This window comes from Streptomyces sp. NPDC047028 (assembly GCF_040644095.1).
Classification (GTDB): Bacteria; Actinomycetota; Actinomycetes; order Streptomycetales; family Streptomycetaceae; genus Streptomyces.
Genome location: NZ_JBEYVS010000036.1, coordinates 35227 through 55569, shown reverse-complemented (window position 1 = coordinate 55569; position 20343 = coordinate 35227). Strand labels below are relative to the sequence as shown.

The window sequence follows — 20343 nt, the reverse complement described above, 5'->3', positions numbered from 1 at the left end:
CTGTCGGATACGGACCGGTGAGGAACCTAGTCGCCCCACACCTGGGGAGCCACGAGCAACACGCTTCGCCCGTTGACCCTGCTCGGAGACTAGCGGCCAAGTCCGCCAGAGTCAGCGAGAACAGCGGAAAAGTCCTGGTCAGCCTCCGCCAGGCCGGACATTTTGGACATAATGCCCCGGATTTGAGGATGTATTCACACTCAAGTCGCCCCGGTGGCGGCTCAGGCCCCCACGACGGCGGCCCGGATCTCCTCCGCGAACCGCTCCGCGGCCGAGCGCAGCGCCCCGACGTCGGGCCCCTTCCGCAGCACCCCGCGGCTGACGTTCGGCACCACGTTGCGCACCGCCGCGCCGAAGACCCGCGGCAGATCGGCGGCCTTCGCCCCCTGGGCGCCGATGCCGGGCGCGAGGAGCGGGCCGTTGATGTCCAGGTCGTACGTGGACAGGTCGCCGAGCGTGGCGCCGACGACCGCGCCGAAGGAGCCCAGCGGTTCCTCCCCCGCGTTCTCCGCCGCCAGGTGGGCCAGCATGGTCGTGCCCACGCTGCGGCCGTCGGCGCGCACCGCGTGCTGCACCTCGCGGCCCTCCGGGTTGGAGGTCAGCGCCAGCACGAACAGTCCGGCGCCGCTCTCCCGGGCCAGCGCGACGGCCGGGCTGAGCGAGCCGTAGCCGAGGTACGGCGAGACGGTCAGGGCATCCGAGAACAGCGGGGCGTCCTTGTGCAGGAACGCCTCGGCGTAGGCGGCCATGGTCGAGCCGATGTCGCCGCGCTTGGCGTCCGTCACGACCAGGGCGCCGGCCTCTCGGGCCTCCCGGACCGATGCCTCCAGGACGGCGAGGCCGCGCGAGCCGAACCGCTCGAAGAAGGCGCTCTGCGGCTTCAGGACGGCGACCCGGTCGGCCATCGCCTCGACGACCGTGCGGCTGAACCGCTCCAGACCGGCCACGTCGTCGTTCAGCCCCCACTCGGCGAGCAGGGAGGCGTGCGGGTCGATGCCGACGCACAGCGGGCCGCGCGCGTCCATGGCGCGGCGCAGGCGGGCGCCGAAGGGCTCCATCGGGCTCATGCGGGCTTCCTCACGTCGGCGCCGACGGCGTCGGCGAGGGTGGCGTACGCGCTGGTGCGCAGGCGGGCGGCGAGACCCTTGTGCAGGGCGCGGGACCAGAAGGGCCCCTCGTAGATGAAGGCGCTGTAGCCCTGGACCAGCGTGGCGCCCGCCAGGATGCGCTGCCAGGCGTCCTCGGCGCTCTCGACGCCCCCGACGCCCACCAGGGTGGTCCGGTCGCCCACGCGCGCGTACAGGCGGCGCAGGACCTCCAGGGAGCGCTCCTTGAGCGGTGCCCCGGACAGGCCGCCGGTCTCCTTGACCAGGGAGGCCGGGGAGGCCAGTCCGAGGCCCTCGCGCGCGATGGTGGTGTTCGTGGCGATGATGCCGTCCAGACCCAGCTCCACGGCCAGGTCGGCGACGGCGTCGACGTCCTCGTCGGCGAGGTCGGGGGCGATCTTCACCAGCAGCGGGACGCGCCGGCCCGGCACGACCCGGTCGGCGGCCTCGCGCACGGCGCTCAGCAGCGGGCGCAGCGCCTCGGTGGCCTGGAGGTTGCGCAGGCCCGGCGTGTTCGGCGAGGAGACGTTGACGACCAGGTAGTCGGCGTACGGCGCGAGACGCTCCGCCGACTTCACGTAGTCGCCGACGGCCTCCGCCTCGGGGACGACCTTGGTCTTGCCGATGTTGACGCCGACGACCGTCCGGAAGACCGGCTCGCGGGACGCCAGGCGGGCGGCCACGGCCAGGGAGCCGTCGTTGTTGAAGCCCATGCGGTTGATCAGCGCGCGGTCCGCGACGAGCCGGAACAGCCGCTTCTTGGGGTTGCCGGGCTGCGGCTCGCCCGTGACCGTGCCGATCTCGACGTGGTCGAAGCCCAGCATCGACATCCCGTCGATCGCCACGGCGTTCTTGTCGAACCCGGCGGCCAGCCCGAAGGGGCCGTGCATCCGCAGCCCGAACGCCTCCGTCCGCAGCTCCTTGTACCGGGGCGCGAGAACGGCGGCGACGAAGGTCCGCAGCACGGGGACGCGGACGGCGAGCCGGATCCAGCGGAAGGCGAGGTGATGGGCCTTCTCGGGATCCATCCGCTTGAAGACCAGGCGGAAGAAGAACTTGTACATCTCAGGAGTCCTCAGGTGTCCTCTGGGTGTCCTCATGAAGAGGGGGACACCGTTTCCGGTGTCCCCCTCGGGGCTTGCTGCTAGTCCCTGGACGCGGTCAGGTGTTCCGCGTGTTCCTGGAGTGAGCGGACGCCCACGTCGCCGTGGTTGAGGGCGTCGATGCCCTGGACGGCCGCGGCGAGCGCCTGGACGGTCGTCAGGCAGGGCACCGAGCGCGCCACCGCGGCGGTGCGGATGTCGTAGCCGTCGAGCCGGCCGCCCGTGCCGTACGGCGTGTTGACGATGAGGTCGACCTCGCCGTCGTGGATGAGCTGGACGATGGTCTTCTCACCGTTCGGCCCGGTCCCCTCGGACTGCTTGCGCACGACGGTCGCGTTGATGCCGTTGCGCTTGAGGACCTCGGCCGTGCCGGAGGTCGCCAGCAGCTCGAAGCCGTGGGCGACCAGCTCGCGCGCCGGGAAGATCATCGACCGCTTGTCGCGGTTGGCGACCGAGATGAACGCGCGGCCCTTGGTGGGCAGCGGGCCGTAGGCGCCCGCCTGCGACTTGGCGTACGCCGTGCCGAAGACGGAGTCGATGCCCATGACCTCGCCGGTGGAGCGCATCTCCGGGCCGAGGATGGTGTCGACGCCGCGGCCCTGGATGTCGCGGAAGCGCGACCAGGGCATGACGGCCTCCTTGACGGAGATCGGCGCGTCCAGCGGCAGCTCGCCGCCGTCGCCGTTCGCCGGGAGCAGGCCTTCGGCACGCAGCTCGGCGATCGTCGCGCCCAGCGAGATCCGGGCGGCGGCCTTGGCCAGCGGCACCGCGGTCGCCTTCGAGGTGAAGGGGACCGTGCGCGAGGCGCGCGGGTTCGCTTCGAGGACGTACAGGATGTCGCCCGCCATCGCGAACTGGATGTTGATCAGACCGCGCACCCCGACCCCGCGCGCGATGGCCTCGGTGGAGGCGCGCAGCCGCTTGATGTCGAAGCCGCCGAGCGTGATCGGGGGCAGCGCGCACGCGGAGTCGCCGGAGTGGATGCCGGCCTCCTCGATGTGCTCCATGACGCCGCCGAGGTACAGCTCCTCGCCGTCGTAGAGGGCGTCGACGTCGATCTCGATCGCGTCGTCCAGGAAGCGGTCGACGAGGACCGGCCGGGAGGGGCTGATCTCGGTCGATTCGGCGATGTAGGAGGCGAGGCGCGTCTCGTCGTAGACGATCTCCATGCCGCGCCCGCCGAGGACGTACGAGGGGCGGACCAGGACCGGGTAGCCGATCTCGTCGGCGATGGCCTTGGCGCCGTCGAAGGTGGTGGCCGTGCCGTGCTTCGGGGCGGGCAGGCCGGCCTCGGCGAGGACGCGGCCGAAGGCACCGCGGTCCTCGGCGGCGTGGATCGCCTCGGGGGACGTGCCGACGATCGGCACGCCGTTGTCCTTCAGCGCCTGCGCGAGGCCGAGCGGGGTCTGGCCGCCGAGCTGGACGACCACACCGGCGATCGGGCCGGCGAGGGACTCCGCGTGGACGATCTCCAGCACGTCCTCCAGGGTGAGCGGCTCGAAGTACAGCCGGTCGGAGGTGTCGTAGTCGGTGGAGACGGTCTCGGGGTTGCAGTTGACCATCACGGTCTCGTACCCGGCGTCGCTCAGCGCGAAGGAGGCGTGGACGCAGGAGTAGTCGAACTCGATGCCCTGGCCGATGCGGTTGGGGCCGGAGCCCAGGATGATGACGGCCGGCTTCTCGCGCGGGGCGACCTCGCTCTCCTCGTCGTAGGAGGAGTAGAAGTACGGCGTCTTCGCGGCGAACTCGGCGGCGCAGGTGTCGACCGTCTTGTAGACCGGGCGGATGCCGAGGGCGTGCCGGACCTCGCGGACGACGTCCTCGCGCAGGCCGCGGATCTCGGCGACCTGGAGGTCGGAGAAGCCGTGCCGCTTGGCCTCGGCGAGCAGCTCAGTCGTCAGCTCGGGGGCCTCGGCCAGTTCGTCGGCGATCTCCTTGATCAGGAAGAGCTGGTCGACGAACCAGGGGTCGATCTTCGTGTACTCGAAGACCTCCTCCGGGGTGGCGCCGGCGCGGATGGCCTGCATGACCGTGTTGATCCGGCCGTCGGTGGGCCGTACGGCCTCGCGCAGCAGGGTGTCCTTGTCTCCGGGCTCGCCGGTGAAGGCGAACTGGCTGCCCTTCTTCTCCAGGGAGCGCAGCGCCTTCTGGAAGGCTTCGGTGAAGTTGCGGCCGATGGCCATGGCCTCGCCGACCGACTTCATGGTGGTGGTCAGCGTGGAGTCGGCCTGCGGGAACTTCTCGAAGGCGAACCGGGGGGCCTTGACGACGACGTAGTCGAGCGTGGGCTCGAAGGAGGCCGGGGTCTCCTGGGTGATGTCGTTCGGGATCTCGTCGAGGGTGTAGCCGACGGCGAGCTTCGCGGCGATCTTGGCGATGGGGAAGCCGGTGGCCTTCGAGGCGAGGGCCGAGGAGCGGGAGACGCGCGGGTTCATCTCGATGACGATGACGCGGCCGTCGTCCGGGTTGATCGCGAACTGGATGTTGCAGCCGCCGGTGTCGACGCCGACCTCGCGGATGATCGCGATGCCCATGTCGCGCAGGACCTGGTACTCGCGGTCGGTGAGCGTCATGGCGGGCGCGACGGTGATCGAGTCGCCGGTGTGCACGCCCATCGGGTCGAAGTTCTCGATGGAGCAGACGACCACGACGTTGTCGTTCTTGTCGCGCATCAGCTCCAGCTCGTACTCCTTCCAGCCGAGGATGGACTCCTCCAGGAGCACCTCGGTGGTCGGGGAGAGCGTCAGGCCCTGGCCGGCGATGCGGCGCAGCTCGTCCTCGTCGTGGGCGAAGCCGGAGCCGGCGCCGCCCATGGTGAAGGACGGGCGGACGACGACCGGGTAGCCGCCGAGCGTGTCGACGCCCCCCAGGACGTCGTCCATGGTGTGGCAGATGACCGAGCGGGCGGACTCGCCGTGCCCGATCTTCCGGCGGACCTCCTCCACGACCTCCTTGAACAGGTCGCGGTCCTCGCCCTTGTGGATCGCCTCGGGCTTGGCGCCGATCAGCTCGACGCCGTACTTCTCCAGGACGCCGTTCTCGTGCAGCGAGATCGCGGTGTTCAGGGCCGTCTGGCCGCCCAGGGTGGGCAGGAGCGCGTCGGGGCGCTCCTTGGCGATGATCTTCTCGACGAACTCGGGGGTGATCGGCTCGACGTAGGTGGCGTCGGCGATCTCCGGGTCGGTCATGATCGTCGCCGGGTTGGAGTTCACCAGGACGACGCGCAGGCCCTCGGCCCGCAGGACGCGGCACGCCTGGGTGCCGGAGTAGTCGAACTCGGCGGCCTGGCCGATGACGATCGGGCCGGAGCCGATGACCAGGACGGACTGGATATCGGTGCGCTTAGGCACGCTGGCCCTCCATCAGGGAAACGAAGCGGTCGAACAGGTAGGCGGCGTCGTGCGGGCCGGCGGCCGCTTCGGGGTGGTACTGGACGGAGAAGGCCGGCTGGTCGAGCAGCTGCAGCCCCTCCACGACGTTGTCGTTGAGGCAGACGTGGGAGACCTCGGCGCGCCCGAACTTCGTGTCGCTGACCTTGTCGAGCGGCGCGTCCACCGCGAAGCCGTGGTTGTGCGCGGTGACCTCGACCTTGCCGGTCGTACGGTCCTGGACCGGCTGGTTGATGCCCCGGTGGCCGTACTTCAGCTTGTAGGTGCCGAAGCCGAGGGCGCGGCCGAGGATCTGGTTGCCGAAGCAGATACCGAACAGCGGCGTCCTGCGCTCCAGCACGGCCTGCATCAGCGCGACCGGGCCGTCGGCGGTGGCGGGGTCGCCGGGGCCGTTGGAGAAGAAGACCCCGTCGGGGGCGACGGCGTAGATCTCGTCGGCGGTGGCGGTGGCGGGCAGCACGTGCACCTCGATGCCGCGCTCGGCCATGCGGTGCGGGGTCATGCCCTTGATGCCGAGGTCGACGGCGGCGACGGTGAAGCGCTTCTCGCCGACGGCGGGGACGACGTACGCCTCCTTCGTCGCGACCTCCTCGTAGAGGCTCGCGCCCTTCATGTGCGGCTGGGCCTGCACGCGCTCGACCAGGTCCGCGTCGGGGGCGATCGCCTCGCCGGAGAAGACGCCGGCGCGCATCGAGCCGCGCTCGCGCAGGTGGCGGGTGAGGGCGCGGGTGTCGATGCCGCTGATGCCGACGACGCCCTGCCGCTGGAGCTCCTCGTCCAGGGAGCGCTTGGAGCGCCAGTTGGACGGCACGCGCGCGGGGTCGCGCACGACGTAGCCGGAGACCCAGATCCGCCCGGACTCGTCGTCCTCGTCGTTCCAGCCGGTGTTGCCGATCTGCGGGGCGGTCGCGACGACGATCTGGCGGTCGTACGACGGGTCGGTGAGGGTCTCCTGGTAGCCGGTCATGCCGGTGGAGAACACGGCTTCGCCGAAGGTTTCCCCCACGGCCCCGTAGGCGCGGCCGCGGAAGATGCGGCCGTCCTCCAGGACGAGTACGGCGGGAGCCTTCGCGGCTCCCCTGGTGGAGGTCGTCATCGTGCGCCTTCCGTGTCGTTGGTCATCTGGTTCAGGGCGTCGACCCAGGCGTGGTGCTCGGCCGCGTGGTCGGAGCGGAAGCCGGAGTCGATCAGCTTGTCGCCGTGCGCCCAGGTCACCACCAGCAGGCCGCCCTCGGTGAGGACCTTGCCGGCGATGCCCTTGTCGAGCCGGGCGCCGCGCAGGGCGGCGGTGGGGACGAAGAAGCAGGCCGCCCCGGGGCGTACGACGTCAAGGCCCGCGTCGGTCAGGGTGAGCTCGGCCCGGCTGCGGGTGCCGAGGCCGTGGGCCACGATGCGGTCCAGCCACTGCCCGGCGGTGGTGGAGCCGTGGTAGCGGCCGCTCATCGTCAGTCTCGCCTCACCGGGCTCCTCCGGCGCGCTGGGCAGCTCGGGCAGGTCACCCTGGAGGGTGCCGCGCCACTTCCAGCCCTCGCGCATCAGCCAGTAGACGAGCGCCACGAAGAGGGCGAGTCCGACGAGCCAGCCGATCCGGGCGCCCCAGTCGGTCACATCGGCCGACTTCTTCGCCTCGGCCAGCAGGATTACAGGTGTCACGTGAGCTTCCCGTCGACGAGCGTGGCCTTGCCCCGCAGCCACGTGTGGGTGACACGGCCCGGCAGCTCGCGTCCCTCGTACGGGGTGTTCCGGCTGCGCGAGGCGAAGCCCGCGGGGTCCACCTGCCCACGGTATGCCGTGTCGACGAGCGTGAGGTTGGCGGGCTCACCAGCCGAGACGGGACGCCCGTGACCGTGCGCCTGCCCGATGCGCGCGGGGTTCGCCGACATGCGCTCGGCGACGCCCGCCCAGTCCAGCAGGCCGGTGTCGACCATGGTCTCCTGGACGACGGACAGCGCGGTCTCCAGGCCGACCATGCCCATGGCGGCGGCGGCCCACTCGCAGTCCTTGTCCTCGTGCGGGTGCGGGGCGTGGTCGGTGGCGACGATGTCGATCGTGCCGTCGGCGAGCGCCTCGCGCAGGGCGTGCACGTCGCGCTCGGTGCGCAGCGGCGGGTTGACCTTGTAGACCGGGTTGTACGTCCGCACCAGCTCGTCGGTGAGGAGCAGGTGGTGCGGGGTGACCTCGGCGGTGACGTCGATGCCGCGGGACTTGGCCCAGCGGACGATCTCCACGGAGCCGGCGGTCGACAGGTGGCAGATGTGGACGCGGGAGCCGACGTGCTCGGCGAGGAGCACGTCCCGCGCGATGACCGACTCCTCGGCGACGGCCGGCCAGCCGCCCAGGCCCAGCTCGGCGGAGACGACGCCCTCGTTCATCTGGGCGCCCTCGGTGAGCCGGGGCTCCTGAGCGTGCTGGGCGACGACTCCGCCGAAGGCCTTCACGTACTCCAGCGCGCGGCGCATGATCACGGCGTCGTCGACGCACTTGCCGTCGTCGGAGAAGACGGTGACCCCGGCGGCCGACTCGTGCATGGCGCCGAGTTCGGCGAGCTTCCTGCCCTCCAGGCCGACGGTGACAGCGCCGATGGGCTGGACGTCGCAGTAGCCGTACTCCTTGCCGAGCCGCCAGACCTGCTCGACGACACCGGCGGTGTCGGCGACCGGGAAGGTGTTGGCCATGGCGAAGACGGCGGTGTAGCCGCCGGAGGCGGCGGCGCGGGTGCCGGTCAGGACGGTCTCGGAGTCCTCGCGGCCGGGCTCGCGCAGATGGGTGTGCAGGTCGACCAGGCCGGGGAGCAGCACCTTGCCGCCGGCCTCGACGACCTCCGCGCCGTCGGCCTGGAGGTTCGCGCCCACCTCGGCGATCGTCTCGCCGTCGATCAGGACGTCCTGCGGCTCGCCGCCGAGCACCTTCGCACCACGGATCAGGATCTTGCTCATCGTGCTTACTTCTCCTCAGCAGTGCGGGCGTGGGTGACGGCGGGCTCGTTGCCGCCCAGCAGCAGGTACATGACGGCCATGCGGATGGAGACCCCGTTGGCGACCTGCTCGACGACCGTGCAGCGCGGGGAGTCCGCGACCTCGGCGGTGATCTCCATGCCCCGGACCATCGGGCCGGGGTGCATCACGATGGCGTCCTGCGGCATCTTGGCCATGCGGTCGCCGTCGAGGCCGTAGCGCCGCGAGTACTCGCGCTCGGTGGGGAAGAAGGCGGCGTTCATGCGCTCGCGCTGGACGCGGAGCATCATCACCGCGTCGGACTTCGGCAGCGCGCTGTCGAGGTCGTACGACACCTCGCAGGGCCAGGTCTCGACGCCGACGGGCACCAGGGTGGGCGGGGCGACGAGGGTGACCTCGGCTCCGAGGGTGTGCAGCAGGTCGACGTTGGAGCGGGCGACGCGGCTGTGCAGGATGTCGCCGACGATCGTGACGCGGCGGCCGGACAGGTCCTGGCCGAGGCCGGCGTCGCGGCCGACGAGACGGCGGCGCATGGTGAAGGCGTCCAGCAGGGCCTGGGTGGGGTGCTGGTGGGTGCCGTCGCCCGCGTTGATCACGGCGGCGTCGATCCAGCCGGAGTTGGCCAGGCGGTAGGGGGCACCTGAGGCGCCGTGCCGGATGACGACGGCGTCGACGCCCATCGCCTCCAGGGTCTGGGCGGTGTCCTTCAGGGACTCGCCCTTGGACACCGACGAGCCCTTGGCGGTGAAGTTGATGACGTCCGCGGACAGGCGCTTCTCGGCGGCCTCGAACGAGATCCGGGTCCGGGTGGAGTCCTCGAAGAAGAGGTTGACGATCGTGCGGCCGCGCAGGGTCGGCAGTTTCTTGATCGGCCGGTCCGCGACCCGGGCCATCTCCTCGGCGGTGTCGAGGATCAGGACGGCGTCGTCGCGGGTGAGGTCGGCGGCCGAGATGAGATGACGCTGCATCTGTCAGGCTCCGTAAGGCAGTTCAGTTCGGGAGATTCGGGACGAACCGGTGCGCGGTTCGGCACGCCGAAGCGGCCTCGCGCGCCTGACTCGCTACTGGCCGGCCGGCGTGACGCCGAGCAGCACGGTGTCGCGACCGTCCTCCTCGGCGAGCTGGACCCTGACCGTCTCCCGCAGCGACGTGGGGAGGTTCTTGCCGACGTAGTCGGCGCGGATGGGCAGTTCGCGGTGGCCGCGGTCGACGAGGACGGCGAGCTGCACCGCGCGCGGGCGGCCGATGTCGTTCAGCGCGTCGAGGGCGGCGCGGATGGTGCGGCCGGAGAAGAGCACGTCGTCGACGAGGACCACGAGCTTGCCGTCGATGCCGTCACCGGGGATCTCGGTGCGGGCCAGCGCGCGCGGCGGGTGCATGCGCAGGTCGTCGCGGTACATCGTGATGTCGAGGGAGCCGACCGGGATCTTGCGGTCGGTGATCTGCTCCAGCTTGGCGGCGAGCCGCTGGGCGAGGAAGACACCCCGGGTCGGAATGCCGAGGAGCACCACGTCGTCGGCACCCTTGGCGCGCTCGACGATCTCGTGGGCGATGCGGGTCAGCACCCGCACGATGTCAGGGCCTTCGAGCACGGGCCGGGCATCGGATGCCTGCTGCTTGTCCATACGAAACGGACCCCCTTCTCCGCCTCACGGGACGGATCTTAAAGGACGTCGAATTTGCGCCATCCACGGTACCAGGTCCCTCAGCGGTCCCTGATCACCCCCTTGGCGTATTCGGCCATCACTACCACGGAAGAGTCGGTGTGGACCATTCGGCTTGACGCACCAGAGTCACGCTGCGTAACCTCACAGTGAGTTACCAGCCGCGCGGCGGGAAACACCGTCAGCCGCGTCGACACAGTGTCCGGGGAGCTATATGTCCAGCGAATACGCCAAACAGCTCGGGGCCAAGCTCCGGGCCATCCGCACCCAGCAGGGCCTTTCCCTCCACGGTGTCGAGGAGAAGTCCCAGGGCCGCTGGAAGGCCGTGGTGGTCGGTTCTTACGAGCGCGGGGACCGCGCCGTCACCGTGCAGCGCCTTGCCGAGCTGGCCGATTTCTATGGCGTTCCCGTGCAGGAGCTGCTGCCGGGCACCACGCCGGGCGGGGCCGCCGAGCCGCCGCCGAAGCTGGTCCTGGACCTGGAGCGGCTGGCCACGGTGCCGGCCGAGAAGGCGGGCCCCCTGCAGCGCTACGCGGCGACGATCCAGTCGCAGCGCGGCGACTACAACGGCAAGGTGCTCTCGATCCGCCAGGACGACCTGCGCACACTCGCCGTCATCTACGACCAGTCCCCCTCGGTCCTCACCGAGCAGCTGATCGGATGGGGCGTCCTGGACGCGGACGCGCGCCGCGCGGTGGCCACGCACGAAGAGGCGTGAGCGCCCGCACCGCTTGAGCAGAAACGTGCCGCCGGGGTGGCCGGAACCAGACGGCTCCGGCCACCCCGGCGGTGTTTGGCGACACTGAGGGCGCTGTGCGGGCACCGGGCACCGCAAGCGCGACGAAGGGGCGCGGGGAACTGCGCGAGCAACCACAGGCGGCCCACAGGTCGCCGGCAGCCGCAGTCCCACGGCGCCCCTCGTCGGCTATGCGCGACGCAGTGTCGGCTTCAGCTCCTTGAGGCGGCCCAGCAGGCCGTTGACGAAGGCCGGCGAGTCGTCCGTGGAGAACTCCTTCGCCAGCTGCACCATCTCGTCCAGGACGACCGCGTCGGGCGTCTCGTCGACCCAGATCAGCTCGTACGCCCCGAGCCGCAGCAGATTGCGGTCGACGACCGGCATCCGGTCCAGCGTCCAGCCCACCGCGTACTGGGCGATCAGCTCGTCGATCCGCGTCGCGTGCTCCGCGTAGCCCTCGACCAGCTGCATCGTGTACTCGCTCACCGGCGGCTGCCGGGTGTCGCTCCGGGAGAGCCGGACCCAGTCCGCGAGGACGGTGAGGACGTCGGCGCCGCGCTGGTCGCCCTCGAAGAGGATCTGGAAGGCGCGCTTGCGGGCCGTGTTGCGGGCAGCCACGGTTAGCTGTTCACCCGGCCGAGGTAGTCGCTGGTGCGGGTGTCGACCTTGATCTTCTCACCGGTGGTGATGAAGAGCGGGACCTGGATCTGGTGGCCGGTCTCCAGCGTGGCCGGCTTGGTGCCGCCGGTGGAGCGGTCGCCCTGCACGCCGGGCTCGGTCTCCTGGATGGTCAGCTCGACGGCGGCCGGCAGCTCGACGAAGAGCACCTCGCCCTCGTGCTGCGCGACGGTGGCGGTGAAGCCCTCGACGAGGAAGTTGGCGGCGTCACCGACGGCCTTGCGGTCGACCATGAGCTGGTCGTAGGTCTCCATGTCCATGAAGACGAAGTACTCGCCGTCCATGTACGAGAACTGCATGTCGCGCTTGTCGACAGTGGCCGTCTCGACCTTGACGCCGGCGTTGAAGGTCTTGTCGACGACCTTGCCGGAGAGCACGTTCTTGAGCTTGGTGCGCACGAAGGCCGGGCCCTTGCCGGGCTTGACGTGCTGGAACTCGACGACGGACCAGAGCTGGCCGCCTTCCAGCTTGAGCACCAGGCCGTTCTTGAGGTCGTTCGTGGAAGCCACGGTTGCGGAATCTCCTGGACTGACGTGGACGACCCCGGGGCACGCACCTTGCCTAGAGTGCGAGCAGCTCCTTGGTCGTGATGGTGAGTAGCTCGGGTCCGCCGTCCGCCTCGGGGCGTACGACGAGCGTGTCATCGATCCGGACGCCGCCCCGGCCCGGGAGGTGGACCCCCGGTTCGACGGTGACCGGCACGCAAGCGTCCAGTTTACCCATGGCCGCGGGGGCCAACTGCGGGTCCTCGTCGATTTCGAGTCCGACACCGTGTCCCGACAGCGGTGGAAGCGCTTCCGCGTAGCCCGCGGAGTCCAGCACCTGGCGGGCCGCGCGGTCCACGTCGCGGTAGGCGGCGCCGGGCGTGAGGGACTCGCGTCCGGCGCGCTGGGCGGCGAAGACGAGGTCGTACAGCTCGATCTGCCAGTCCGCGGGCGAGGTGCCGATGACGAAGGTACGGCCGATCTCGCAGCGGTAGCCGCGGTAGGTGGCGCCCAGGCAGACGGAGAGGAAGTCCCCCTCCTCCACGCGCCGGTCGGTGGGCCGGTGCCGGCGGCGGCCGGCGTGCGGTCCGGTGGCGACGGAGGTCGGGAAGGCGGGGCCGTCGGCGCCGTGGTCGACGAGGCGTCGTTCGAGTTCGAGCGCGAGGTGGCGCTCGGTGCGGCCCACCAGGATGGACTCCAGGAGCTCGCCGAGGGCCTGGTCGGCGATCTCCGCGCCGATGCGCAGGCAGGAGATCTCCTCCTCGTCCTTGACGACCCGGAGCTGCTCCACGGCTCCGCCGAGGTCGGAGAGGCGGAGGCGGGGGGCCACCGAGGCGACGGCGCGGTACCGGGTGACCGTGAGGTGGTGCTCCTCGACGGCCACGGCGTCGGCGCCCTGACCGGCGGCGAGGTCGGCCGCGGCGACGGCGGGGTCGCCGTCCGGCGCGGAGAGGACGTGGGCCCGCAGGTTCTCGTCGGGTCGGCCCTCGGTGGGGGGATCGTCCGGCGGGCCGGTGCAGACGAGGAGGTCCTCGTGCTTGCCGAGCAGCAGGACGGAGCCCTGCGGGGCGGCGCCGGCGAGGTAGCGCACGTTGGCGGGGCGGGAGATGAGCGCTGCCGCGGTGCCGGCCGCGTGGCAGCGTTCCCTGAGACGGGCTCGGCGGGTCGCGTACACCTCTGACATGAGATGAGCGTAGGAGTTTTGGGTGGGTTGTGCTGGTTGGTGGGGGCCGAGTGGGGTGGGGGCGGTGCGTTGTCCGGTGCGGGTGCGGTGTGGCTTGTCGCGCAGTTCCCCGCGCCCCTGGGGGGTGGGGGGTCGGGTGCGTTGTCCGGTGCGGGTGCGGTGTGGCTTGTCGCGCAGTTCCCCGCGCCCCTGGGGGGTGGGGGGTCGGGTGCGTTGTCCGGTGCGGGTGCGTGGTGCTTGATCGCGCAGTTCCCCGCGCCCCTGGGGTGGGGACGGTGGGCGTGTGCCGGAGGGTGAGGGGGGCGCGCCCGCGCGGCGGAGCCGGATATCGATCAGCCCCGCACGCCTGGGGTTGGGGCAGGGGCCCCGTTACCAGGTCGGGGGGCTAGCTATGGCTCTGGTGAGGACCTCGTCCAGGAGCTGGGCGGTGGCGGGGACGTCGAGTTGGGAGTTGTCGATGATGGGGAGGCCCGAGCCGTACCAGCCGGCCATGCGACCGTGGATGCGGGCCACCTCCTCGTCGGTGAGGCGGCGGTTGCCGGAGCGCTCGGCGTTGCGCTCCAGGACGATGTCGAGGCCGGGGAGGAGGACGACGGGGAGCAGGCCCGGGCCCACGTGGCGCTTCCAGCCGCCGAGGCCGACGACCGGGCGGTCCGGGAAGACGGCGTCGTCGAGGATGCAGGAGATGCCGTTGGCCAGGAAGTTCCGGGCGGCGAAACCGCAGGTCCGGCGGGCCAGGCGGTACTGGGCCTCGGAGTGGTCGTTCCAGCCGGACTGGGGGTCGGCGAAGCCGGAGCGGACCCATTCGCGTACGTCGTCGAGGCTGATGTGGGCGGTCGGGACCCGGCGGTGCTCCGCCCAGTACTTCGCCACGCTCGTCTTGCCCGCGCCCGCCGGGCCGATCAGCAGGACGGCCAGCGTGGTGGTCGTGGGATCGGGGACGGCGGCCGCGGCCGGGGGTGCGGCGGGGATGCCGACGGGGCCGCCGGGCGGCAACGGAACGTGCCCGGTGGTGTCGGGCGGTGGCGGCATGGAGGCGTGCCGCGTGGCCGGTGCCGGGTGGGGCGGCACGGGCGGCTGTGGCGCCGGAGGGTGCTGTGCCGGGGGTTGCGGGGGTGCGGGTGGGACGGATCCGGGGGACACTGCGGGACCCGGCCCGGCCGGCGGGCCGTGCGGGACCGCCGGATGTGCTCCCGGGTGGTGGGCGGACGACGCCCAGGCGGCGTGTGGTCCGTGCCCCGGCTGGTGGGGCGGCAGCGGAGACCCCACTGCGTGCTGCATCCGTTGCCACTCCGTCTCGTACACAACTACTGGCGTCGGCCGCGGGTTCGTGTCCCGCTCGACACCGAACGGTACCGCCCGCGGCCGTCGTTTGGTGAAACGACCGGGGGCGGTCCGAAGTGCCCGGTCCGCGAGGGAGTTTCGGGCGACCCGCTGTGGCGGGCCGGCGCTACTGGCCGACCTCGCCGTAGGCGGCGAGCAGGACGGCGGGGTCCGGGCCCTCCAGGACGGTGGGCTTGGCGAGTCCGTCGAGGACGATGAAGCGCAGCAGGTCACCGCGGGACTTCTTGTCGACCTTCATGGTCTCCAGGAGCCTGGGCCACTGGTCGTGGCGGTAGTGCAGGGGGAGGCCGACCGCTTCGAGGACCGTGCGGTGGCGGTCCGCGGTCGCGTCGTCCAGCCGGCCCGCCAGCCGGCCGAGTTCGGCGGCGAAGTGCATGCCGACGGCGACGGCCGCGCCGTGCCGCCACTTGTAGCGCTCGTTCTTCTCGATGGCGTGGCCCAGCGTGTGGCCGTAGTTGAGGATCTCCCTGAGGCCCGACTCCTTCAGGTCGGATGAGACGACCTCGGCCTTCACCCGGATCGAGCGTTCGATGAGCTCGGAGGTGTGCGGGCCCGCGGGGGTGCGGGCGGCCTCGGGGTCGGACTCGATGAGGTCGAGGATCACCGGGTCGGCGATGAAGCCGGCCTTGATGACCTCGGCGAGCCCGGAGACGTAGTCGTTGACGGGCAGCGAGTCGAGCGCGGCGAGGTCGCACAGCACGCCGGCCGGCGGGTGGAAGGCGCCCACCAGGTTCTTGCCCTCGGCGGTGTTGATGCCGGTCTTGCCGCCGACGGCCGCGTCGACCATGGCGAGGACGGTGGTGGGGACGGCGATCCAGCGGACCCCGCGCAGCCAGGTCGCGGCCACGAACCCGGCGAGGTCGGTGGTGGCGCCGCCGCCGACGCCGACGATGACGTCGGTGCGGGTGAAGCCGGACTGGCCGAGCGCCTTCCAGCAGTAGGCGGCGACCTCGGCGGTCTTGGCCTCCTCGGCGTTGGGCACCTGGATGGCGACGGCCTCGTAGCCCTGCCCGGCCAGGTCGGCGCGCAGCGCGTCCCCGGTCTCGGCGAGTGCCTCCGGGTGGATCACGGCGACCCGTTTGGCCCTGGTTCCGATCAAGGCGCCCAGCTCGCCCAGGAGCTGACGGCCGACCAGCACCTCGTAGGGGTCGGTGCCCGCGCTGCCGGCGATCTGGATCCGGGTGACTGACTCGCTCATGCCTGCTTCAACTCCAAGGCGTCCAGCGCCGCTTCGGTGACGTCTTCGGGCGTCCGGCCGTCCGTCGCCACGACGGCCGTGGCGACCTCCTCGTACAGGTGCCGGCGTGCCTCCATCAGTTCGCGCCACTGCTTGCGCGGGTTGACGGCTAGCAGCGGGCGGGCCACGTTCAGGCCGGTGCGCCGCACGGCTTCCTCGACGTCCATCGAGAGGTAGACGACCCGGTGCCCGGCCAGCAGGCCGCGGGTGTCGGCGTCGAGGATCGCGCCGCCGCCGAGCGCGAGGACGCCCGCGTGCTCGGCGAGTGCGGTGCGCACCGCCCGCTTCTCGATGGCGCGGAAGGCGGGCTCACCGTCGTCGACGAAGATCTCGGCGATCGTGCGGTCCTCGGCGGTGACGATGTCGTCGTCGGTGTCGCGGTAGCCGACGCCGAGGCGTTCGGCGAGCAGCCGGCCGACGGTGGACTTGCCCACACCCATCGGGCCGACCAGGACGACAGCGGGCACGGCGCTCACCGGATCGACAGGTTGTCGAGGTAGGACCGGACGTTGCGGCGGGTCTCGGCCACCGAGTCGCCCCCGAACTTCTCCGCGACCGCGTCCGCCAGGACGAGCGCCACCATGGCCTCGGCGACGATACCGGCGGCCGGCACCGCGGAGACGTCGGAACGCTGGTGGTGGGCCTGCGCCTCCTCGCCCGTGGTGACATCCACCGTCCGCAGCGCGCGCGGCACGGTCGCGATCGGCTTCATCGCCGCCCGCACCCGCAGCAGCTCACCGGTGGACAGACCGCCCTCGGTGCCGCCCGCGCGGCCGGAGACACGCCGGATGCCCTCAGGCGTGTTCACGATCTCGTCGTGCGCCTTCGATCCCGGCACCCGGGCCAGCTCGAAACCGTCACCGATCTCCACGCCCTTGATCGCCTGGATACCCATCAGCGCACCGGCGAGCCGGGCGTCCAGCTTGCGGTCCCAGTGCACGTGAGAGCCGAGACCGACCGGGACGCCGTAGGCGAGGACCTCGACCACACCGCCGAGGGTGTCGCCGTCCTTGTGGGCCTGGTCGACCTCCGCGACCATCGCCTTGGAGGTGTCCGCGTCCAGGCAGCGCAGCGGGTCCGCGTCCAGCCTCTCCACGTCCGCCGGGGTGGGCAGGGTGCCCTGCGGGACCTTCACCGAGCACAGCTCGACGACGTGGGAGACGATCTCGATGCCGGCCGTCTCCTTCAGGTAGGAGCGGGCGACCGCGCCGAGCGCGACGCGGGCGGCGGTCTCGCGGGCGGAGGCGCGCTCCAGGATCGGGCGGGCCTCCTCGAAGCCGTACTTCTGCATGCCGGCGAGGTCGGCGTGGCCGGGGCGGGGGCGGGTCAGCGGCGCGTTACGGGCCAGGCCACCGAGGATCTCGGCGTCGACCGGGTCGGCCGCCATGACCTGCTCCCACTTGGGCCACTCCGTGTTGCCCACCATGACCGCGACCGGGGAGCCGAGGGTGAGACCGTGCCGGACACCGCCGAGGAAGGTGACCTCGTCCCGCTCGAACTTCATGCGCGCACCACGGCCGTAACCGAGCCGCCGCCGCGCCAGGTGGTCCGCCACCATCTCCGTGGTGATCGGCACGCCGGCCGGGAGGCCCTCCAGCGTCGCGACGAGTGCGGGACCGTGGGACTCCCCCGCGGTCAGCCAACGCAGCCTGCTCAACGGTGCTCCTCCATGCTCGCGCCCTGGTACTGCCCTGCGCGCGCGTGTCCTCGCGCGCGGCGACGGCCAGACCGGGTGCGCGGCCCCGGCCCGCCTCCCTACGATCCTCCCACGTCCGGGCGCCGGATCCGGCCGACGGTCCAGCAGGCGGACGCGCGCCCGCACAGGCAACGGGGTCAGCGGGCGGCGAGCGCCTCCTCGCCGGCGTGCCGCATGGCTTCCAGCGGAGCCGGAGCCCTGCCGGTCATCTGTTCGACCTGGAGGACGGCCTGGTGCACCAGCAGGTCGAGGCCGCTGACGACGGCCCCGCCGAACATGGACCAGCGGGCGGCCAGCTCGGTCGGCCAGGGGTCGTAGAGCACGTCGAAGAGGGTGGTGGGCCGCTCGGGCACGGCGGCGGCGAGGGCGTCGGTCGTGCCGGTGGGGGTGGTGGCGATGACCAGCGGGGCGCCGAGCGCCTCCTCGGCGTCGGACCAGGGGGCCGTACGGACCTCGACGTAGAGGCGCTCGCCCCAGCGGCGCATCTCGGCGGCGCGGGCCTCGCTGCGGACGTAGGCGACGACCTCGCCGGTGCAGATCCGGGCGAGGGCGGCGAGCGCGGAGGAGGCGGTGGCGCCGGCGCCGAGGATCGCGGCGGACTCGACCTGCTCGATGCCGTGCTCGCGCAGGGCGGCCACCATGCCCGGGATGTCGGTGTTGTCGCCGAGGCGGCGGCCGTCCTCGCTGAGGACCACCGTGTTGACGGCGTCCACCGAGGCGGCCGTCGGGCTGATCTCGTCGAGCAGCGGGATGACCGCTCGCTTCAGCGGCATGGTCAGCGACAGCCCCGCCCACTCGGGCCCCAGCTTCTCGAAGAAGCCGGGCAGCGCGTCCTCGTCGGTCTCGAAGCGGTCGTACGACCACTCGGTGAGCCCGAGCGCGTCGTACGCGGCCCGGTGCAGGACCGGTGAGAGGGAGTGGGCGATGGGCTTACCGAGCACGGCGGCCCGGCGGGCGTCAGTTGCCCGAGCTGGCATTGAACTTTTCCTTGAGTCGCAGGAACTCGGCATTGGTCTTGGCGAATTCGGTGTTGTTCGTCCCGTCGGTCGCCACGAAGTACAGCCAGCCGTCGTGCGTCGGGTTCAGTGCCGCCTTCAGCGCTTCCTCGCCGGGATTGCCGATCGGACCGGGCGGCAGCCCCTTGTGGGTGTACGTGTTGTACGGGCTGTGGTTGCTGTTGATCTCCTTCTCGGAGATGTGGATGTGACTCGTGCCCTTGGCGTAGTTGTACGTCGAGTCGAACTGCAGCAGCTGGTACGTCTCGTGGTTCGAGGGGCTCAGCCGGTTGTAGACCACCTCCGCCATCTTGCGGAAGTCGTCGTGCGTCTTGCCCTCGGCCTGGACCAGGCTGGCGACGGTGACGAGCTCGAAGGCGTTGTGCAGACCGAGCGTCCTGGCCTTCGCCTGGAGGCCGTAGGCGGTGTACTTCTGCTTGGCCTGGCCGACCATCTGTTTCAGGATCGCGCCGGGTTTCATGCCCTTGGCGGCCGGATAGGTGCCCGGCCACAGGAATCCCTCCAGCGGGTCCTTGATGTCGCTGTTGTTCTCCACCCAGTCGGGCAGACCGAGATCCTTGTATTCCTTCTCGGCGGCCTTCTTCGTGGTGCCGGAGGAGAGTTCGAGCTGTTTGTCGATGGCCTGGTAGACGGCGGAATTCCGCTCGCCCGGTTTCACGAGCACATTGCTCTGCGTCTTCGGGTCGAGCATCAGCAGGACGGCGCTGGCGGCGGACATCTGCTTGCGCATCAGATAGGCGCCGGCCTGGATGCTGTCGCCCTTGTTGTTCTGCGACTGGGCGTGCACGAATGCGTCGACGCTCTTGACGACCCCGGCCTCCTTCAGCCGCCGCCCGATCTCCCAGCCGCCGGCTCCCTTGGGGATCTCGACGGTGACCTTCTGGTCGATGCCGTCGCCCACGTAGTCCGGCGCCGGGGCGAAACGGTTCTGGTAGTAGCGGTAGCCGAAGTAGCCGACCCCGGCCAGGCCGCCGCCGAAGACCATGACGACCACCATGCAGGCGCAGCCGGTGCGCCGCTTCTTGCCCTTGACCGGTTTGCGGCCCTTGCCGCGCCGCTCGCGTCGGCTCTGGAGTTCGTGCTCCTCGTCGTCCGCCCCGTCCGTGCCGCCCCCGCCCGCGAAGAAGGCGTGCTCCTCCTCGTCGGGGCCGGCGCCCGGGCCGGAGCCGGGGGGCGCGCCGTCCCTGGGGGCCGCGAGCGGTGCCGGGGCCGGTTCCGCCTCGGGTTCGGGGCGCCTGCGGCCGGGCGGCTCCGGTGGCGGGTAGGCGTCCTCGGTGCCGTAGAAGTCGGGCTGCTGGGCGCCGTAGGCGAGGGGCTGCTGGCCGTAGGGGTCACCGGGGTCGGCGGCGTACGGGACGTGGCCGTGGGTGCCGGTCGCGTCCCAGCCGCCCTGGTACTGGGGCTGGGCGTGACCGGCGTACTGCTGGTCGTACTGCGGTTGGCCCTGCGTGTCGTAGTACGGGTACTGCTGCCGGCCCTGCGTCCAGTCGCCGTGCCGCGGCTGCTGCGGGTACTGCTGCTGGCCGCCGTAGGCAGACTGGCCGGGGTGCGCCTGCTGCCCTTCCCATCCGCCGTCCCCGTACAACGGGTCCTCCGGATGCCACGGTTCGGAGCCTGGGCCCCGGCCATACTCAGTCATCGATCCCCTAGAGCCGCGAGGCCGACGGTCGCGCGGCCCGGGCCGGCTTGCGTTCCGCCTCATTTGCTGTGCGGGGGCTGTTCGAACACCGCCGCATCGCGCGGAACGTTACC

At 71.4% G+C, this 20343-nt stretch carries 18 protein-coding genes; 1 reads left to right on the top strand and 17 read right to left on the bottom strand.

The features are described 5' to 3' along the window. Positions 1–221: 221 nt before the first annotated feature. The 8 genes from pyrF to pyrR all read right to left on the bottom strand — a co-directional run bounded on the left by pyrF (position 222) and on the right by pyrR (position 10177). On the bottom strand, positions 222–1067 hold the full coding sequence (gene pyrF, locus ABZ854_RS27935) for an orotidine-5'-phosphate decarboxylase (protein ID WP_361215797.1): 846 nt from the start codon (positions 1065–1067) through the stop codon (positions 222–224). Continuing rightward, positions 1064–2170 (bottom strand): quinone-dependent dihydroorotate dehydrogenase, encoded by a 1107-nt coding sequence (locus tag ABZ854_RS27930; RefSeq protein ID WP_361215794.1) that lies wholly within the window; start codon positions 2168–2170, stop codon positions 1064–1066. Before ABZ854_RS27930 ends, pyrF begins: the two co-directional genes overlap by 4 nt. An 80-nt stretch (positions 2171–2250) precedes the next feature. Further along, the gene (gene carB, locus ABZ854_RS27925; RefSeq protein ID WP_361215791.1) at positions 2251–5559 is read right to left on the bottom strand and encodes a carbamoyl-phosphate synthase large subunit; all 3309 of its coding nucleotides are present in this window, start codon (positions 5557–5559) and stop codon (positions 2251–2253) included. Further along, positions 5552–6694, bottom strand: coding sequence for a glutamine-hydrolyzing carbamoyl-phosphate synthase small subunit (gene carA, locus ABZ854_RS27920; protein WP_361215788.1), 1143 nt, complete (start codon positions 6692–6694; stop codon positions 5552–5554). Before carA ends, carB begins: the two co-directional genes overlap by 8 nt. Further along, positions 6691–7251 (bottom strand): hypothetical protein, encoded by a 561-nt coding sequence (locus ABZ854_RS27915; protein WP_361215785.1) that lies wholly within the window; start codon positions 7249–7251, stop codon positions 6691–6693. Before ABZ854_RS27915 ends, carA begins: the two co-directional genes overlap by 4 nt. Beyond that, complete coding sequence (locus ABZ854_RS27910) at positions 7248–8534, bottom strand: dihydroorotase (RefSeq protein WP_361215782.1); 1287 nt, start codon at positions 8532–8534, stop codon at positions 7248–7250. Before ABZ854_RS27910 ends, ABZ854_RS27915 begins: the two co-directional genes overlap by 4 nt. Positions 8535–8539: 5 nt before the next feature. Further along, positions 8540–9520, bottom strand: a complete 981-nt coding sequence (locus ABZ854_RS27905) for an aspartate carbamoyltransferase catalytic subunit (protein ID WP_361215779.1) — start codon at positions 9518–9520, stop codon at positions 8540–8542. A gap of 93 nt (positions 9521–9613) precedes the next feature. Next, entirely contained in the window at positions 9614–10177 is a 564-nt protein-coding gene (pyrR, locus tag ABZ854_RS27900) for a bifunctional pyr operon transcriptional regulator/uracil phosphoribosyltransferase PyrR (RefSeq protein ID WP_361215776.1), read from the bottom strand. A gap of 253 nt (positions 10178–10430) precedes the next feature. Here pyrR and bldD point away from each other — a divergent pair, with 253 nt between their 5' ends. Then, entirely contained in the window at positions 10431–10934 is a 504-nt protein-coding gene (gene bldD / locus ABZ854_RS27895) for a transcriptional regulator BldD (protein WP_129310290.1), read from the top strand. A 207-nt stretch (positions 10935–11141) separates the two neighbouring features. Here the strand turns inward: bldD and nusB are convergent, their stop codons facing one another. The 9 genes from nusB to mltG form a co-directional block, all read right to left on the bottom strand. Further along, complete coding sequence (gene nusB, locus ABZ854_RS27890) at positions 11142–11570, bottom strand: transcription antitermination factor NusB (RefSeq protein ID WP_129310288.1); 429 nt, start codon at positions 11568–11570, stop codon at positions 11142–11144. Positions 11571–11572: 2 nt separating this feature from the next. Beyond that, positions 11573–12139, bottom strand: coding sequence for an elongation factor P (efp, locus tag ABZ854_RS27885; protein WP_361215772.1), 567 nt, complete (start codon positions 12137–12139; stop codon positions 11573–11575). Between the two features lie 52 nt (positions 12140–12191). Next, a complete protein-coding gene (locus ABZ854_RS27880) occupies positions 12192–13298 on the bottom strand; it encodes an aminopeptidase P family protein (RefSeq protein ID WP_361215769.1) in 1107 nt (368 codons plus the stop codon). A gap of 369 nt (positions 13299–13667) precedes the next feature. Continuing rightward, positions 13668–14579, bottom strand: a complete 912-nt coding sequence (locus ABZ854_RS27875) for a Pro-rich N-terminal domain-containing protein (RefSeq protein WP_361215767.1) — start codon at positions 14577–14579, stop codon at positions 13668–13670. Between the two features lie 169 nt (positions 14580–14748). Further along, positions 14749–15840: a 3-dehydroquinate synthase gene (gene aroB / locus ABZ854_RS27870; RefSeq protein ID WP_361215764.1), complete on the bottom strand. Its 1092-nt coding sequence runs from the start codon at positions 15838–15840 to the stop codon at positions 14749–14751. Further along, positions 15837–16319, bottom strand: coding sequence for a shikimate kinase (locus ABZ854_RS27865; protein WP_361215851.1), 483 nt, complete (start codon positions 16317–16319; stop codon positions 15837–15839). Before ABZ854_RS27865 ends, aroB begins: the two co-directional genes overlap by 4 nt. Before the next feature lie 32 nt (positions 16320–16351). Further along, complete coding sequence (aroC, locus tag ABZ854_RS27860; RefSeq protein WP_361215761.1) at positions 16352–17536, bottom strand: chorismate synthase; 1185 nt, start codon at positions 17534–17536, stop codon at positions 16352–16354. A 176-nt stretch (positions 17537–17712) separates the two neighbouring features. Next, positions 17713–18552: a shikimate dehydrogenase gene (locus ABZ854_RS27855; protein ID WP_361215759.1), complete on the bottom strand. Its 840-nt coding sequence runs from the start codon at positions 18550–18552 to the stop codon at positions 17713–17715. Further along, on the bottom strand, positions 18533–20230 hold the full coding sequence (mltG, locus tag ABZ854_RS27850) for an endolytic transglycosylase MltG (protein ID WP_361215757.1): 1698 nt from the start codon (positions 20228–20230) through the stop codon (positions 18533–18535). The genes ABZ854_RS27855 and mltG overlap by 20 nt, the downstream gene beginning before the upstream one ends. Between the last annotated feature and the right edge of the window lie 113 nt (positions 20231–20343).